The following is a 14,370-nucleotide window of genomic DNA, read 5'->3' as shown; positions in this document are numbered from 1 at the left end:
ATGGCTTTTAAAGCGCAAAATACAATTTCAGGTAAAGAGGGTCGTCTTTTCTTAGAAGGTGAGGAGCTTGCCTTTATCAAAACGTTTGAAGCAAACGTGGAGAAAAACAAATCAGAAGTCAACGTGATGGGCCGCCGAATGACTGGTCATAAAACAACAGGAGCAAATGGAACAGGAACGGCCACATTCTATAAAGTTACATCTCGTTTCGTTCAATTAATGCTCAACTATGTGAGAAAAGGGGAAGATCCTTATTTCACTCTTCAAGCGGTGATTGACGATAAATCATCAGGCCGAGGTACTGAGCGTGTAACATTATTTGATGTCAACTTCGATTCGGCTAAAATTGCTGGACTGGATGTCGATTCAGAAGCACTTGAAGAAGAAGTGCCGTTTACGTTCGAGGACTTTGATCTTCCTGAAAAGCTGAAGAATTCCTTTTAATGAACAAAAGGCAGACAAGTGACGAAAATATATGTTGTTTTTATTTTATTCAACGATATGGTATAATTTTTCATAGTTACAGGGTAGCTACAAAAGAGTTACTGTGTAACCCCAAAAAGTTTCTTAGAAATATGTTTACATGCAAAGTACTTTGCATAAAATAAAAAGAAGCCAGGATGCGTCAACATCCCAGCAATGTACAATTTGGCCCTCAAGGGGCTGGCTAATCGAATAGGATACTTTAGGATAGACTTCCCTTTTACCTACCAAAGCTCAAGGGGGAGTCTATTTTTTGTCTATATACGTCAACAGGGTTATAATAAATGACCCGAAAGCAAGCATTAACATTAGTGCTTGAAATGTTGACATGAGCATCACCCCCTTCCTATCGGGGGATGAGCCAGACACCCTTGAGCTAGCCGTTCAATTGTACAATTTAAATTATACATGAAAATATTGGAAAGCACATTCAAAAATGGATGTGCTTTTTTGCATTTAAAAAAACATAACAAAGGGAGTTTTTAAACATGAGCGAAAAACAAACATTTGATCTTTCATTTTTTATGCCAGGACAAACAGTAGAAGCGGAAGAGGTCAAAGTGCCAATCTCTAAGCGTTTTGTTGATAAAAAAGGGAATGTCATTCCTTTTGTCTTTAAAGCTATAACAACTGAACGCATTGATGAACTGGAAAAAGAAAACACGACCTTCAAAAATGTCAAAGGAAGAGGCCGTGTGAAAGACTTAGACAGCCAGCGCTTCTACGCACGTATTGCCATTGAATCGACTGTTTATCCAGATTTCCGCTCGAAGGAACTAAGAGAAGCCTACAGCACACAAGATCCAGTTGAAGTCGCAAAACGTGTATTATCTGTCGGCGGTGAATACGCAAACTGGTTAAACAAGGCCATTGAAATCAACGGATTTGAAGACGAAATTGAAGATTTAGAAGAAGCAGCAAAAAACTAATAAAAGATGGGGATAAAGAAGCCGTGTTTTTATATTACGCCATGCACGAGCTTCACTACTCCCCATCTGAACTCCTAGATTTATACGAATCACCAAGACCGTTCAAAGCACTCCTATTCGGACTCATCAGCTACAAGCTAGACATGCTAGAAAAAGAAGCAAAGAAAGGAGGGAAATAATTGGCGAAACTCACTGCACGATTTGAATTAGAAGACAAAGTATCGAAGAAGCTGCTGCGAATACAAAAGCGATTTCAAACGTTTGAGAAGCAGCTCAAACCTTTTAGAAAACCGGTGAAAATAAACCTGGATTTAGATGACAAGAAATTAAAAAACTTCAGTTTATCGCTTCGGAAAATGTCAGTGATTTCCATGAGGCTGGATCAAGGAATCTTTCGTGATCTTAAAGCGTTAAACAATCAGTTAAATATGCTCCCAAATCACTTGGTCATATCCATTCAAGCGAAGGGGCTAGATGTCATGAAATCCAGTATAAATCGTTTAAAGCAAGCGGGAACAAGCCCCATTATGCTGACGTTTAAACTAAACGATCAATTGTCAGGTAAAATGTCAGAGGTAAAAAAATCTATCTATCAGCTCATGAATAGGACGTACTATATGAGATTAAACATGGTTGACCAAGCCACCGCTGCAATTCAACGAATCAAAAAGACACTCAAAAGTTTGACGATGTCTAAACACGAAATCAGAGTGTCTGTTCAAGATAATGCAAAGAGTAAGTTGAAAAAACGAGATCAAGCAGAGTCCGTTGTGAAAGAACAAAACATAAAAAAAGAACCTGAGGCTGTTAGTCCGTCAGTGAAAACGGAAGATCCTAAACAGAGCTGGATTCAGAACCTTGCCAATAAGGGATTAAGTGAAATTCAAAAATATGCAGGTGACGTTGCAGATAAAATGAAGGAAAAATTGAGTCCTAGAAAGTTTTGGGATGAAAAGGCACTTCCTTGGGTTGAAAATAAAATAGAAGAGTACAAGCAAGATGTGATCGGAAGAATTAAAGAGAAAATTAAATTTAATCCTGAAAAAAAACTAGATCAATTGGTGACTAATGTATTAGATCGGTTCTTAGGTGCAAGTGATCAATCAAGTGAAAGTACCACTCAGGCACCAACAACAGCGCCAACATCAACACCATCAAATCCAGCTCCCAAAACGAAACCTCAGTCGCGAGGTGGAAAAGGCTTGTTTCGCAATAGTTGTTGCCCCTGTTGTGCAAGAGGTTTAAGCAGGGGAGGTTCTACGAAAACTAAAAATCGAAATGGTCGCTCACCAAGACAGACAAGTAATCCAAATGCTACATCAAGGGCCGAAATGAATAGAAGACCTCAAAGTAGATTAGGGAAGTTGAAAACAAATGCAGGTAAATTATTTGGAAAAATCCCTAATGGATTAAAGAAAGGTGCGGGTATCGCAGCTTCAGCTGGTGGACTGACGGGTTTAGTGAAAGGTAGCAAGGGGTTAAGTGGATTAGGGAAAGCGATGAAAAGTATAGGGAAAGGAAGCGGCAAGTTATTAAAGAAAGTACCTATTCTAGGAAGTGCACTTAGTGCAACAAATCTAATCGGTATGAACAAAGATAATGCTGGTGAAAAGATTGGTACGACTGGAGGCGGCATCGCCGGCGGAATGGCAGGTGCTGCAGCAGGTGCAGCTATTGGAAGCGTAGTCCCGGGGATAGGTACAGCCATCGGCGGTCTAGTAGGCGGCATCGCGGGAAGTATGGGCGGAGAATCTATCGGTGAAACAATTGGAAAATGGTTTGATGGCGGCGGATTTGAAAAGATTGGCCAAAAAGCCATTGAAATCAAAAATCAAATTGTCGAAGTTTGGTCAACAGTCGCGGCTTGGTTCACAGAAAATGTATGGACGCCATTAAGCAGTACGGTTGTCACAGTAGCGGCATCCATTTGGTCAAGTTTAGTCAATGCATGGACATGGATCCAAGAAACCTTCAGTGCAGTAGCGGGCTGGTTTATTGAAAATGTATGGACACCTCTTAGCGACACAGTCGTTACGGTAGCAACGACCATATGGACAAGTCTAGTCAATGCATGGACATGGATTCAAGAAACATTTAGTGCAGTAGCAGGCTGGTTTATCGAAAACGTTTGGACACCGCTCAGCGACACAGTCGTTACGGTAGCAACGACCATCTGGTCAAGCTTAGTCAATGCATGGACATGGATTCAAGAAACGTTCAGTGCAGTAGCGGGTTGGTTTATTGAAAACGTTTGGACACCACTGAGCAGTACAGTTGTTACAGTCGCTACAGGGATTTGGACAGCATTATCAAATGCATGGAAAAAGATACAATTAATCTTTGGAGCTGTATCGACATGGTTTATGGAAAATGTGTGGAATCCACTTGTAGATACGGTAGGAACCATTAAAGACAGTTTCGGTAAAAAGTTTGAAGAAGCGTATAAATTGGTGACAGATATATGGGATGGATTATCCAAATGGTTTGAGGACAACATTCAAAAACCGATTGTAAAAGTAGCAGAAGCTATTGGTGATGGGTTTTCTGCAGCGTTTGGTTGGGTTAAAAAGATTTTTGACAAAGCAGGCGGTATTGTAGATGTAGTCATCAATTGGATTGTAGGGAAGAAAAAACCTGATAACAATGCCACAGGCGGCTATATCACCCAGCCAACCCTATCATGGGTCGGTGAAGCAGGTAACGAATTTGTCATTCCAACTCAAAATAACCGAGGACGCGGGAAGATGCTGCTTGCTCAGGCTGCTTCTCATCTTGGAATGTCTGTTATGCCAAGCGGAGTAACTGGAAATCAAGTATCAAGCTCTTCAGCTCCTACAGCAGTAGCTTCATCATCTTCTGTCGGTTCAATAGACGGATCGGTTTCGATGACTGGAAACATTCAAGCCTCCAGCATAGGCGAGCAATTTAATAAGGATTTTGAACAAGGATTAAATCAAAAAGTGATTACACTTGATCAATGGAAACAAAAGAATATTCAGCAGCCTTTTGGTCAATTGACCTCAGACTCAGGTAAGTATGGTCAGCAGACAGTTGCTGCTTTTGCGAATGGTCAGCAGGTGACACCAACAGGAACAGACAGCTTTTTGCAAAGTCGTGTAAAAGCACCATACCAACAAGTGATGACAGCATCACCAACTTGGGGTTCTGGAACGGTTAGTGGTTTTTCCACAGGTCAAAATGCCACATCAGTTGGTACTAGCCAATACGTAGATCAGCACATCAAACAACCATTTCTACAAGCAAAACAAGAATCACCGGGCTGGGGCTCAGGAATGATCGCTGCCTTTAACAACGGCATGCGTTCAAAAGCAAGTGAAGTCACACAAGCTGCCAAAGAAATGGCGAAGAAAGTAGAGCAGGCGTTTAGAGAGGAATTAGACATTCATTCCCCTTCACGCGTGATGATGAGTCTTGGGAAATTCGCATCGATTGGTGTCGTCAAAGGACTCGACTCAGTGGATGTGAAAAAATTTGCTGAAAATCAGGCTGGTTCATTAATTGGCGCTTTCAGCGGTATGGGTGCTTCAGGGCTTAATATAAAACAATGGCTCATGGCGGCTATCATGGCAACTGGTACATCAATGAGCTGGCTCCCAGGTTTGATGACCATCGCACAGAATGAGTCGCGTGGAAATCCGAGAGCAATCAACTTATGGGATTCAAACGCCAAGAAGGGAACGCCTTCTAAAGGCTTAATGCAAACCATTGGACCAACGTTTAACTCCAATAAAGGCAAAGGCATGAATGACATTTGGAACCCAATTCATAATGCCGTAGCAGCCATTAACTACATTAAGGGCAGATATGGAACAGTCTTCAATACACCGGGATTACGAAGTATGAGAAGAGGCGGGCCTTATAAGGGCTACGCAAATGGCGGACTGATTACTCAGGAGCAGGTTGCTAGAGTCGGTGAAGGAAACAAACGCGAATGGATCATACCTGAAGAAAGAGGCATTCGCGGAAGGTATTTATTAACGCAGGCAGCCAAGGCACTTGGGATGCAAGTATATGATCCAACAAATGCATCTGCTCCTTTACCAGAATCACAGATGCAACAAGTCACCTCAGCTCAGTCTGCTAGTCATACTGCATCGCCAGGTAATAAACAAATCACGATTCAATTCAATGGAGACCAGCATTTCCATAATGGACAAGATCAGCAATCGCTTGTCGAAAAAATTAGACAAATGCTCGTAGATGAACTGGAAGTAGAGCTTCATACAGGAACGAAGGGGGTCGTGATTGATGGGTAAATCAGTGTATCAATTGTGGATTTCCCAAGGAAAGGACAAGTTGCGATTCCCTGTCCTTCCATCCGAACTTGAAATCACAAATAACGTACAAAATGAAACGGTAAAGGTTGCCTCTTTTGGAGAACTAACCTTTATTGATGTCCCATCGGCTAAGCAAGTATCATTCACTTCATTATTTCCTAAGAAATATTCGCCAATTGCTGAATATAAAAGCATTCCATCACCAGAGAATGCGATAGCGAAAATAGAACGAATGATGCGTTCAAAGAAGTCTGTGCGGCTGATTGTAACGGGGACAAAAATCAATATGACGTGCAGCATTGAAAGTTTCACCCATAAAGAAGGGTCATATGATATTGGCGATCGTGAATTTACGATCGAGTTAAAGGAATACAAAACCGCATCGCCTAGGAAAATCAAACGAAAGAAAAAAGCAAAACAAACGAAAAAGAAACGGCCTTCAAAAACACCACCAAAAATGTACACCGTTAAAAAAGGGGATACGCTGTGGGCCATATCAGGCAGGTTTTATGGCGACAGTACAAAATGGCGGCGTATTTGGAATGCCAACAAATTAGCGATGATTAAACGGAGCAAACGCAATATTAAGCAGCCGGGGCATTGGATTTTCCCTGGACAAAGGTTAAAAATACCACAATAGGGGGGCTGGCATTGATCGAGCTTTTTGCCATCAGAAGCGGCACCATGTATGAGCTTGTCACAGAGAGTGTGACACTTCAGGGGCAAAGGTATCAAGCCCCTCGCTCTATTCAAGCAAATATTATCACTAAGCAAGGCAGTCAAACATATTACCGTGTCTCAGAAGGGGACACGGTTCTTTTTAAATGGAAAGGAAAAGAGTTGTTCAGAGGCATTGTGTTTTCTCGGACGCCTGTTGAAGGGAAACTGACCTTTACCGCATACGACATGCTTCAATATTTGGTGAAAAACCAAGATGTCTATGTTTTTTCAAAACAAAGAGCAGATCAAATCTTGAGACGGATTGGGGCTGACTTTCAAATCCCAATGACCTCTATCGCCAATACAGGTCATGTCATCAAATCACTAGTGTTTAAAAATGATACGAGCCTATATGACATGATTCTGAAAGCATTAAAAGAAACAAAGCGGCAAACGGGCAGAAACTATCAAATCTATTCTGCTAAAGGAAAGATGGGGCTGAGAGCTTGGCCAGATCCAGAGGACGTATGGGTCATTGAATCAGGTGTCAATCTCATTGGCTATCAGTACAGCACCTCGATTGAAGAAACAGCCACTCGTGTCAAGCTGCGCACGTCTGCAGATGAACAGGGGAAAAATAAGAAAAAAGGCAGCAAATCAGAGATTGTAGTGGTCGAACAGGATAAAGCAGGTCAGAGTAAATACGGCATTTTACAGCATGTTGAGACGGTTACAGGGCAAATTAACCAGCCGCAGCTGCAAAAAAGAGCCAGAGTACGGCTGGCAGAGAAAAAAGGTGTGAAACAAGAGGTCAAAAGCATCCAAGCGCTAGGCATTCCTGAACTGCAAAGCGGTCTTCCAATCTATTTGAAAATCCCTGAAATCGACGTGAAAAAAACGTACTGGATCGATCAAGACAAACATGAATTTAGTGGCGTGAAACACACCATGACAATTGATGTCGTTGAGAAAAACTCCATTCCAAAGGGTGATCAAGCGTGAGGTTAAGTGAAGCGATTAAACGATTAGCAGTGAATGCTGTAGACGCTGCCTCTCCAATTGATCTGGTGGTTGGAGAAGTCACGGCAGTTTCTCCTGTAAGCATCCGGTTAAATGAAAACCATAAACTGATCATTCCGGAAGAATTACTGATTTGGCCAAAGCGCCTAAATAAGGGTGAGGAAGATGAACTGAAAAGGGGTGACAGCATTATGGTGCTGGCAATGGCAGGAGGGCAATCCTTCTACATCATCGACAAATTGTAAGGGAGGTGATGAATGTGGCACTTTCACCAGAGGAAGAAATTGAGGAAACAGAAGAAGAGGAAGAAGTGGAAACCTCGACGACATATCGAATAGATGTCGAAACTGGCAGATTGACAGGTGAAACCATTTCAGGCATTGAAGCAATTCGTCAATTCGTTTATATGACACTTAGGACAGAGCGGTATGCACATCCTATCTACAGCCACGACATTGGCACTGAAATTCAGGAGCTTTTAACGGATACAGAAGCCACGGATGAATACAAAGAAATGGAGATTCCGAGGCTGCTAGAGGAAGCATTAATTGTCGACGAACGGATTGATCATATTGAAGAGATAGAGGTCACAAAGGAAAATGACTCGTTTCATGTCAAGCTAGCTATTGTCACAGATGAAGGTACATTAGAAATAGAGGAGGTGATGGAGAGCGATGTTTGAGGAACAAACGTACGAAGCATTAATGGAAAGAATGCTAGACAGACTGCCGGATGACATAGATAAAAGAGAAAACAGTGTCATTTGGAATGCCTTGGCACCTGCTGCCGCTGAATTGGCCCAGTCCTATATTTGGCTTGATCAAGTATTCGAGCTGGTCTTTGCAGATACAGCACAAGGAGAGTTTCTAGATCGGCGGGCCGCTGAAGTAGGAATTGAAAGAAAACCAGCGACTAAAGCGGTTTGGTCCGTAGCTATTCAGCCTAACGATATCAACATTCCAGCTGGCTCACGTTTTTTTATTGAAGACGTCTATTTCCAATATTCGATTGATGGCACGCTAGAATGCGAGACACCTGGCAAGATCGGCAATGGTCAATTGACAGATCAGCCGCTGCTTTCACTTGATACAATCCCTGGGTTAGAATCAATTATCATGAAAGATTTGGTGATACCCGGACAAGAGGAAGAAGATGACGCTTCGTTATACGATCGTTACTTAATACGTGCTAGGCGGGAGGCTGTCAGTGCCAACAAGGCGCATTATAAAAAATGGACTGAGGAAGTGACAGGAGTTGGCAGGGCGAAAGTATTCCCACTTTGGAATGGAGAAGGAACAGTCAAAATTGTCATCACAGACGGCAATCTAGATGTTGCATCAGATCTTCTTGTTAAAAGAGTACAGGAATACATCGACCCAGTACCAGGCGAAGGAGAAGGACAAGCGCCTATCGGTTCAAAAGCGACTGTCGAAAGTGCCAAATGGCTGGATATTGACATAGAAGTATCCGTCGAACTTCAAATGGACTGGACCCTTGAAGGAGCGCAGAAAGAAATAGAAGAAAAGGTCAAAGCGCTGTTGAAATCAATCGCATTTGAAAAAAGTACCATTCGAATGTCCGCATTAAATGACATTCTGTACCATTCAGAAAGTGTATCAGATTATGCAAACGTGTTATTGAATGGAGAGTCAAAAAACTTAGTGTTACAGGACATTGAGATACCGCGTCTGAGGCAGGTGAAGGTTATTGAGCAAACAGGATGAAATGAAAGACTACTTGCCGCCATATTTTACAGAGATTTATGAAGTCGATCACCTGCTCAAAACAGAAGCGCCAGAGTTTGAGCAATTGGATGAATCCATTTTCGATTTAACGGATCAGTTCTTCCCTTTGACAGCAACATGGGGATTGAATAGATGGGAAAGAATGCTGAAGGCGCAGCGAGAATCAGATGATTCCATTGAACTTCGCAGAGCACGCTTACTCAATATGATGTCAAACATTCCACCGATCACGTATCTTTCTTTAGAGAAATCGGTGAATCGCTTTCTCAAAAATCCAAGTGCCATCATCCGTCTGACCACCAATCGCTATCATTTCGCCTTACGTGTGAACCTAGATGATCTGCAAAACACTAGATATATTGTAGAAATACTTGAAACGTTAAAGCCAGCTCATTTGGCTTATACATTCACTGCATTTCATCATACCGATGTACATGAAAAAAATGATCATCACGGGAGGCTCACACTGCGAAGCAGAGTGGGTTTTTTCGATCATATTCCGATTTTACTCAATGGTGAATTTGTATTAAATGGTACGTTTTATCTGAGCGGAACACGAGGGACAACAGAGGTTCCGGCTCGTTTCCGGCATTCGTTGAAGTTGAGAATGCCCCTTCAGCATAAGTCAGAGAACACATACCGAATGAATTATGTCATGACTGGAGCGGTACATGAAACAAGGCAAAAAGCGGCACTGACATTACGCACAAAAAGCCAGCTGTCACATCAAACCAAAAAGAAAATGACGTTCCGATTGCCAGTACATGTCCAAACTGAACAGGGCGGCAGCTTACTGATTAAGGATCATTACTGGATTCTCGATGGATCGGTTCCGCTGGACGGATCAAAAATGCTAGCAGCTACTTCTCAAAAAATAGAGCTATAAGGAGGATCACAATGGCTGATCAATTAACCGTAACAACACTATATGCACGTCAACAAATGGCAAAGGCAAGAGCAGAAGGAACAAAACTCACAAAAGTCGTCAAAATGGCATTTGGAAATGGCGGAACGAAGGATGGGAAACCGATCTCACTAGACGGCACTGAACAAAAACTCAAAAAAGAACTCGTCCAAAAAGAGATTGATTCGTTTACCTTCATGGAACCAGCCAAAATCCGCTACACCTGCACGATCGCCGAAGGAGAACTTGCAGGTGAAGTCATCAACGAACTAGCACTTGTCGACGAAGCCGGCAAATTCACCGCCATCCGCACCATGACAGACAAACAAAAAGACGGCGACATCGAATTTGTTTTTGAGATTGATGATATTTATTAATGGAGGGGAATGAAATGGACATCAAATCACCTTTACCGTTTGAAACCTCAGACAAAGCACATGCCAGCTTATTTAACCGGATGGTCGACACACTAGTAGAGAATGACAATGCGCTCAGGCTGCAAATAGAAGGAATCACCAATGAAAGCTTATTTAAACTAACAGGCGATCAAGCCATTCAAGATGCATCAGTCAGTGGTGAGGAATATCCTAATGGCATTACGTTCATGGATATTGGACAAGCGAATGATACCGGATATCCTACGAGATTTGGCTTTGTGAAAAATGAAAAATATAGTAACTTTCGATTTGTTCAATATTACTATGGGACTGGAAATGAAGCGGGAAGTTATTTTGATAGCACAGGTACGTGGTGCCGTCATTGGTGGACTGGATCGGGTTGGACCGACTGGCATAAACTCTCTGGTTTTCTTCACACAAACATTGGTACAACTGGGAAGCAGTTATTAACCAAAGGTGAGTATCAAAAAATTCTTTTTAATCGAAAGATAAAAGACAGTCATAACAATTTTGATATCAAAAATAATCGTTTCATCTGCCCTGAAAACGGAATGTATTCAGTGAATGCAGGTGTTTATATTGAAACCTTTCAACGATACGCAAACTTTGAATTATCGATCTATTTAAATGGAAGAAGGTATAAAAATATTGCACATCAAAGACAGAGTCCGACAAGCCCGTCTGATACGTTGAGCTTTAGTATGGGACTTTATGGTGCTGCGAATGTACCGGCTAATAAAGGGGATTATTTAGAAATTTACATGTATGTAGGATATGACGGAGATGTAAGTCGTTATGTATCAGATAATTCAGGCTGGTACAACTATTTTGATATTACAGAAGTAGGCGGCAGAAATTTCCCGAGAGAATAGGAGGATTCTATGATTTTATATGAAGCCATTAAGTATAAATACCCTGATGCTGATCCGCAAAAAGACTTTGAACTTAGAAATGACGGGGACGGTTCGTATATCAACGAGTGGCATTTAGGTGTGCCAAAGCCAACGGCAGAAGAACTGAAAGAATGGTGGAACGAATCTCAAATCAATCCAAGGTATCAACCACCTCTTCCGCTTGATTATCTAGCACAAGAAGTAGCCAAAGAAAAGCTCATGAGAAAACAGCTTGAACATCAATGTGAGCATTTAACCAATGAAATAAAAGCGCTAAAAAATGAGATCCTTTTATATAAAGGAGAGCGTGAATCATGAATTATTGGGTGATGGCATTGTATTTTAAATGGGTGACCCCTGAATTGGTCAAACAAGCAGTGGAACTAGGCGATTGTTCAATGGAGGATTTAAAAACAGGATATGAGCAAAGGATGCTTACTCTAGAGCAGCTGCAAGAAATGGAACCAAGCATCAAAGCTAGGGAGTGAAAACTGAATGGAAATAAAAGAACCAAAGCCTTTTGAATTAAATGATAAAGCACATGCTGATTTGTTTAATGACATGGTCAAAGTACTTCTTGAAAATGATCATGGATTAATAGAGCAGTTCTTAAAACATACAAATGATGCAAAAGTACACGCATCTGAAACAGAAAAGAAGAAATGGAATAATTCACAGAACTATAAGATCACAGCAGATAGTGGAAGACAGCTGATTAATGTATCTGCTGACGGCAGAATATTTGATGCGATAAAAGATAAAGGAACATGTACTTTTTATGCAGCTGCTGGTGTGGAGGATTCTCCGGCCTCATCGAATATGTCAATTAGAGGGCTGCAGACAGTAGGTCAAGAAAATATTGGTTCTGGTTTTGCGATGGATAGTTCAGGTAATGCTTATTTTTTCTATTACGAAGCCGGACATACGTCGATTAAATGGACAAAGCTGCCTACAGAAAGCGATAGAAAAAGATGGGATAACGGTCAATTAGTAAAAATCACACAAGATGATGGAAAGCCCTTTTATCATGGATTTGCTAGCGAAACAGACTACAATACCCTTACAGAGACAGGGATGTATCTTATATATAATTCTGGAGTAAACGGCCCCTCTCCTTCTTATAATCGAGTGTTTTTGTTGGTCATGAGTTATGGCACTACATTAGTGCAAATAGCATACGAATCTGTTTATGGAAAAAACACATACTTTAGAGTTCTTAGACACAATGCACAATCATGGACACCATGGGAGAAGCAAATCACGCTATCAGATCTATTAGAAGGTTCTTGGGAAACACCTAAAGAGATTAAAGGCGATTGGAGGGAATATGACCCTATTAATTTGCCAGTGAAATATCGGAAGAATCTGTTGGGGGAAGTTGAGATAATAGGTGCTATCAAAGGTGGGATTTTAGGAAATAACCCAGTGTTTATTTTGCCTGAAGGATATCGGCCACAGCAGGCGATGCATTTTGTGGGTATCGCTTCGAGTATAGGGACACCAGGAGTACCTCAATTCCATCGAACCTTAATAGATAAGAATGGGAATGTAAGTGTGCAATCTTCTTCAAATAATGCCAATCCTACTGAGTTTATTACATTTGGATTTAAGTTCAGTACAAGATAATTTCATAAACAATGTGAAAGGAGAATCACATGGAGATAAAGACACCACTTACTTTCAAAACAAGTGATAAAGCCCATGCAGATCTGTTTAATGACATGGTAAAGGTTATTCTTGAAAATGATGCAGGACTATTAGAACAAATCAATCAACACGAAAATGATGCAAATTCTCATGCATCTAAAGCGGAAAAGCAGAAATGGAACCAATCTCAGTTATATAAAATGACAAATGATAACGGATCCCAGCTGGTCAATATTCCAGCTGGAGGCAGTATTTATAACGTGATTAAATCGTTAGGTGCATGCTCCTTCTATGCCCCCGGCGGTTCTGGCGTAGTTGATTCTCCTGCTATAGGTAATGCTGCCTTAAGAGGTTTTCAGCTTGTTGGTCAAAATAATATTGGCGTAGGAATCGCAATTGACACATCAGGCAATGCATTTTGTTTTTCCTATCATGTGAATGACATTGCGATGAACTGGCTGCAAATGCCTAGTCAAAACGAAAAAAACAAATGGAACGCAGGACAACTATCTAAAATTACCGCTGACGATGGAAAAGCATACGAAAGAATTAATGCGAACGATCCTAGTATTTTGGATAAACTCATCAAATTACCGGGCGTGCATTCTTGGTATATCCATGAAGCACACCCCGACCTTCCGACAAGAAGTTCAATGAGAGCCTTATCAGTCTTTAGTGAAAATACCTATGGCTGGATTATTGGGGCAAATAATACAGGTGATGTGTACATCAATCGTTCCACGACAGATGTTTCGGGTACTCAGCAAGAATGGAGCGGCTGGAAGAGGTTGAACGAGCATCCGTTATTGAAGGCGAATGGAAATAGAATGCTTATTCCTACTGGTACAGATATACTCACCCTGCCCTCTGGTTTTTATTATGTCTCTGGAACGAATGCAGTGAATATGCCAACGACGACCGATGCTTCGTGGTTTAATGTAGATATTGTAGAAACGGGAAATAACCGCAAAACATTTCATGTGAGTCGAAGCTACGATAACAGCCATTGGTACGGAACGACTCATACAGATGGGATTTTCAGAGGCTGGAAACAGCTAGTGACCAATGCTGAGTTTGAAAATGTCACGTGGCTTAGTGTGACCTTAGACAAAAGTTCTTCTATAGGGGATAGACCAGTTGAATATGTGAAATGGGGAAATTTATTATTGATGAGGGGTCACCTAAAAGCAAACAGAGAAGTCATTTGTGGATGGATTCCAGCTGGGGGCTCCAGATAAAGGCCTAGTAGTATCAGTTCCTGTATCAGGTACAACGGGTCATAGTAAATTACTTATATACAAAACAGGAGAGCTAAAGTTAACTGGTTTACTATCAGCAAATGATAGTGCGGTAACTGGCTACTATTTAGACACGGTCATCCCATTAAATTAAG

Annotated in this window: 18 protein-coding genes; 17 read left to right on the top strand and 1 reads right to left on the bottom strand. The window is 41.4% G+C overall.

The genetic code is table 11. The features are described 5' to 3' along the window. A complete protein-coding gene (locus tag ACQYAC_RS08465) occupies nucleotides 1–444 on the top strand; it encodes a phage tail tube protein (RefSeq protein WP_058013848.1) in 444 nt (147 codons plus the stop codon). Between the two features lie 285 nt (nucleotides 445–729). On the opposite strand, the gene ACQYAC_RS08460 is transcribed toward ACQYAC_RS08465, so the two are convergent. Continuing rightward, a complete protein-coding gene (locus ACQYAC_RS08460; protein ID WP_080772987.1) occupies nucleotides 730–819 on the bottom strand; it encodes a putative holin-like toxin in 90 nt (29 codons plus the stop codon). A gap of 152 nt (nucleotides 820–971) precedes the next feature. Here ACQYAC_RS08460 and ACQYAC_RS08455 point away from each other — a divergent pair, with 152 nt between their 5' ends. From ACQYAC_RS08455 to ACQYAC_RS08380, 16 genes are read left to right on the top strand one after another with little or no spacing between them, the layout of a single operon-like run. Beyond that, nucleotides 972–1,412, top strand: coding sequence for a phage tail assembly chaperone (locus tag ACQYAC_RS08455; protein ID WP_144456215.1), 441 nt, complete (start codon nucleotides 972–974; stop codon nucleotides 1,410–1,412). Nucleotides 1,413–1,453: 41 nt separating this feature from the next. Then, on the top strand, nucleotides 1,454–1,591 hold the full coding sequence (locus ACQYAC_RS08450; protein ID WP_088002055.1) for a hypothetical protein: 138 nt from the start codon (nucleotides 1,454–1,456) through the stop codon (nucleotides 1,589–1,591). Continuing rightward, nucleotides 1,592–5,689: a transglycosylase SLT domain-containing protein gene (locus ACQYAC_RS08445; protein ID WP_429943104.1), complete on the top strand. Its 4,098-nt coding sequence runs from the start codon at nucleotides 1,592–1,594 to the stop codon at nucleotides 5,687–5,689. Then, nucleotides 5,682–6,350: a LysM peptidoglycan-binding domain-containing protein gene (locus ACQYAC_RS08440; protein ID WP_003213616.1), complete on the top strand. Its 669-nt coding sequence runs from the start codon at nucleotides 5,682–5,684 to the stop codon at nucleotides 6,348–6,350. The genes ACQYAC_RS08445 and ACQYAC_RS08440 overlap by 8 nt, the downstream gene beginning before the upstream one ends. An 11-nt stretch (nucleotides 6,351–6,361) precedes the next feature. Continuing rightward, nucleotides 6,362–7,372: an XkdQ/YqbQ family protein gene (locus tag ACQYAC_RS08435; RefSeq protein ID WP_144461899.1), complete on the top strand. Its 1,011-nt coding sequence runs from the start codon at nucleotides 6,362–6,364 to the stop codon at nucleotides 7,370–7,372. After that, complete coding sequence (locus tag ACQYAC_RS08430; RefSeq protein WP_061409428.1) at nucleotides 7,369–7,635, top strand: DUF2577 family protein; 267 nt, start codon at nucleotides 7,369–7,371, stop codon at nucleotides 7,633–7,635. The genes ACQYAC_RS08435 and ACQYAC_RS08430 overlap by 4 nt, the downstream gene beginning before the upstream one ends. Nucleotides 7,636–7,649: 14 nt before the next feature. After that, nucleotides 7,650–8,072: a DUF2634 domain-containing protein gene (locus tag ACQYAC_RS08425; protein WP_429943103.1), complete on the top strand. Its 423-nt coding sequence runs from the start codon at nucleotides 7,650–7,652 to the stop codon at nucleotides 8,070–8,072. Further along, complete coding sequence (locus tag ACQYAC_RS08420; protein ID WP_429943102.1) at nucleotides 8,065–9,114, top strand: baseplate J/gp47 family protein; 1,050 nt, start codon at nucleotides 8,065–8,067, stop codon at nucleotides 9,112–9,114. Before ACQYAC_RS08425 ends, ACQYAC_RS08420 begins: the two co-directional genes overlap by 8 nt. Then, nucleotides 9,098–10,021, top strand: a complete 924-nt coding sequence (locus ACQYAC_RS08415; RefSeq protein WP_144461901.1) for a YmfQ family protein — start codon at nucleotides 9,098–9,100, stop codon at nucleotides 10,019–10,021. Before ACQYAC_RS08420 ends, ACQYAC_RS08415 begins: the two co-directional genes overlap by 17 nt. A gap of 11 nt (nucleotides 10,022–10,032) precedes the next feature. Further along, complete coding sequence (locus ACQYAC_RS08410; protein WP_003212666.1) at nucleotides 10,033–10,416, top strand: phage tail protein; 384 nt, start codon at nucleotides 10,033–10,035, stop codon at nucleotides 10,414–10,416. Between the two features lie 14 nt (nucleotides 10,417–10,430). Continuing rightward, nucleotides 10,431–11,309, top strand: coding sequence for a hypothetical protein (locus ACQYAC_RS08405; protein ID WP_339163642.1), 879 nt, complete (start codon nucleotides 10,431–10,433; stop codon nucleotides 11,307–11,309). 9 nt (nucleotides 11,310–11,318) lie between these two features. Next, entirely contained in the window at nucleotides 11,319–11,648 is a 330-nt protein-coding gene (locus tag ACQYAC_RS08400) for an XkdW family protein (protein ID WP_429943101.1), read from the top strand. Beyond that, complete coding sequence (locus tag ACQYAC_RS08395; protein ID WP_003212881.1) at nucleotides 11,645–11,818, top strand: hypothetical protein; 174 nt, start codon at nucleotides 11,645–11,647, stop codon at nucleotides 11,816–11,818. The genes ACQYAC_RS08400 and ACQYAC_RS08395 overlap by 4 nt, the downstream gene beginning before the upstream one ends. Nucleotides 11,819–11,825: 7 nt before the next feature. Next, on the top strand, nucleotides 11,826–12,956 hold the full coding sequence (locus ACQYAC_RS08390) for a pyocin knob domain-containing protein (protein WP_429943100.1): 1,131 nt from the start codon (nucleotides 11,826–11,828) through the stop codon (nucleotides 12,954–12,956). 29 nt (nucleotides 12,957–12,985) lie between these two features. After that, nucleotides 12,986–14,215: a hypothetical protein gene (locus ACQYAC_RS08385; RefSeq protein ID WP_429943099.1), complete on the top strand. Its 1,230-nt coding sequence runs from the start codon at nucleotides 12,986–12,988 to the stop codon at nucleotides 14,213–14,215. Beyond that, nucleotides 14,184–14,369, top strand: coding sequence for a hypothetical protein (locus ACQYAC_RS08380; RefSeq protein ID WP_429943098.1), 186 nt, complete (start codon nucleotides 14,184–14,186; stop codon nucleotides 14,367–14,369). Before ACQYAC_RS08385 ends, ACQYAC_RS08380 begins: the two co-directional genes overlap by 32 nt. Nucleotide 14,370 lies beyond the last annotated feature (1 nt).

The organism is Bacillus sp. MM09(2025), from assembly GCF_050496725.1.
Taxonomy (GTDB): domain Bacteria; phylum Bacillota; class Bacilli; order Bacillales; family Bacillaceae; genus Bacillus; species Bacillus pumilus.
The sequence above is the reverse complement of the archived record's forward strand: the minus strand, read 5'-3'. Positions and strand labels throughout refer to the sequence as shown.

Bases quoted from the DNA above. Each gene is read 5' to 3' on its own strand.
- ACQYAC_RS08465 (WP_058013848.1), top strand. From the start codon at position 1: ATGGCTTTTAAAGCGCAAAATACAATTTCAGGTAAAGAGGGTCGTCTT.
- ACQYAC_RS08460 (WP_080772987.1), bottom strand. From the start codon at position 819: ATGCTCATGTCAACATTTCAAGCACTAATGTTAATGCTTGCTTTCGGG.
- ACQYAC_RS08455 (WP_144456215.1), top strand. From the start codon at position 972: ATGAGCGAAAAACAAACATTTGATCTTTCATTTTTTATGCCAGGACAA.
- ACQYAC_RS08450 (WP_088002055.1), top strand. From the start codon at position 1,454: ATGCACGAGCTTCACTACTCCCCATCTGAACTCCTAGATTTATACGAA.
- ACQYAC_RS08440 (WP_003213616.1), top strand. From the start codon at position 5,682: ATGGGTAAATCAGTGTATCAATTGTGGATTTCCCAAGGAAAGGACAAG.
- ACQYAC_RS08420 (WP_429943102.1), top strand. From the start codon at position 8,065: ATGTTTGAGGAACAAACGTACGAAGCATTAATGGAAAGAATGCTAGAC.
- ACQYAC_RS08410 (WP_003212666.1), top strand. From the start codon at position 10,033: ATGGCTGATCAATTAACCGTAACAACACTATATGCACGTCAACAAATG.
- ACQYAC_RS08405 (WP_339163642.1), top strand. From the start codon at position 10,431: ATGGACATCAAATCACCTTTACCGTTTGAAACCTCAGACAAAGCACAT.
- ACQYAC_RS08400 (WP_429943101.1), top strand. From the start codon at position 11,319: ATGATTTTATATGAAGCCATTAAGTATAAATACCCTGATGCTGATCCG.
- ACQYAC_RS08395 (WP_003212881.1), top strand. From the start codon at position 11,645: ATGAATTATTGGGTGATGGCATTGTATTTTAAATGGGTGACCCCTGAA.
- ACQYAC_RS08390 (WP_429943100.1), top strand. From the start codon at position 11,826: ATGGAAATAAAAGAACCAAAGCCTTTTGAATTAAATGATAAAGCACAT.
- ACQYAC_RS08385 (WP_429943099.1), top strand. From the start codon at position 12,986: ATGGAGATAAAGACACCACTTACTTTCAAAACAAGTGATAAAGCCCAT.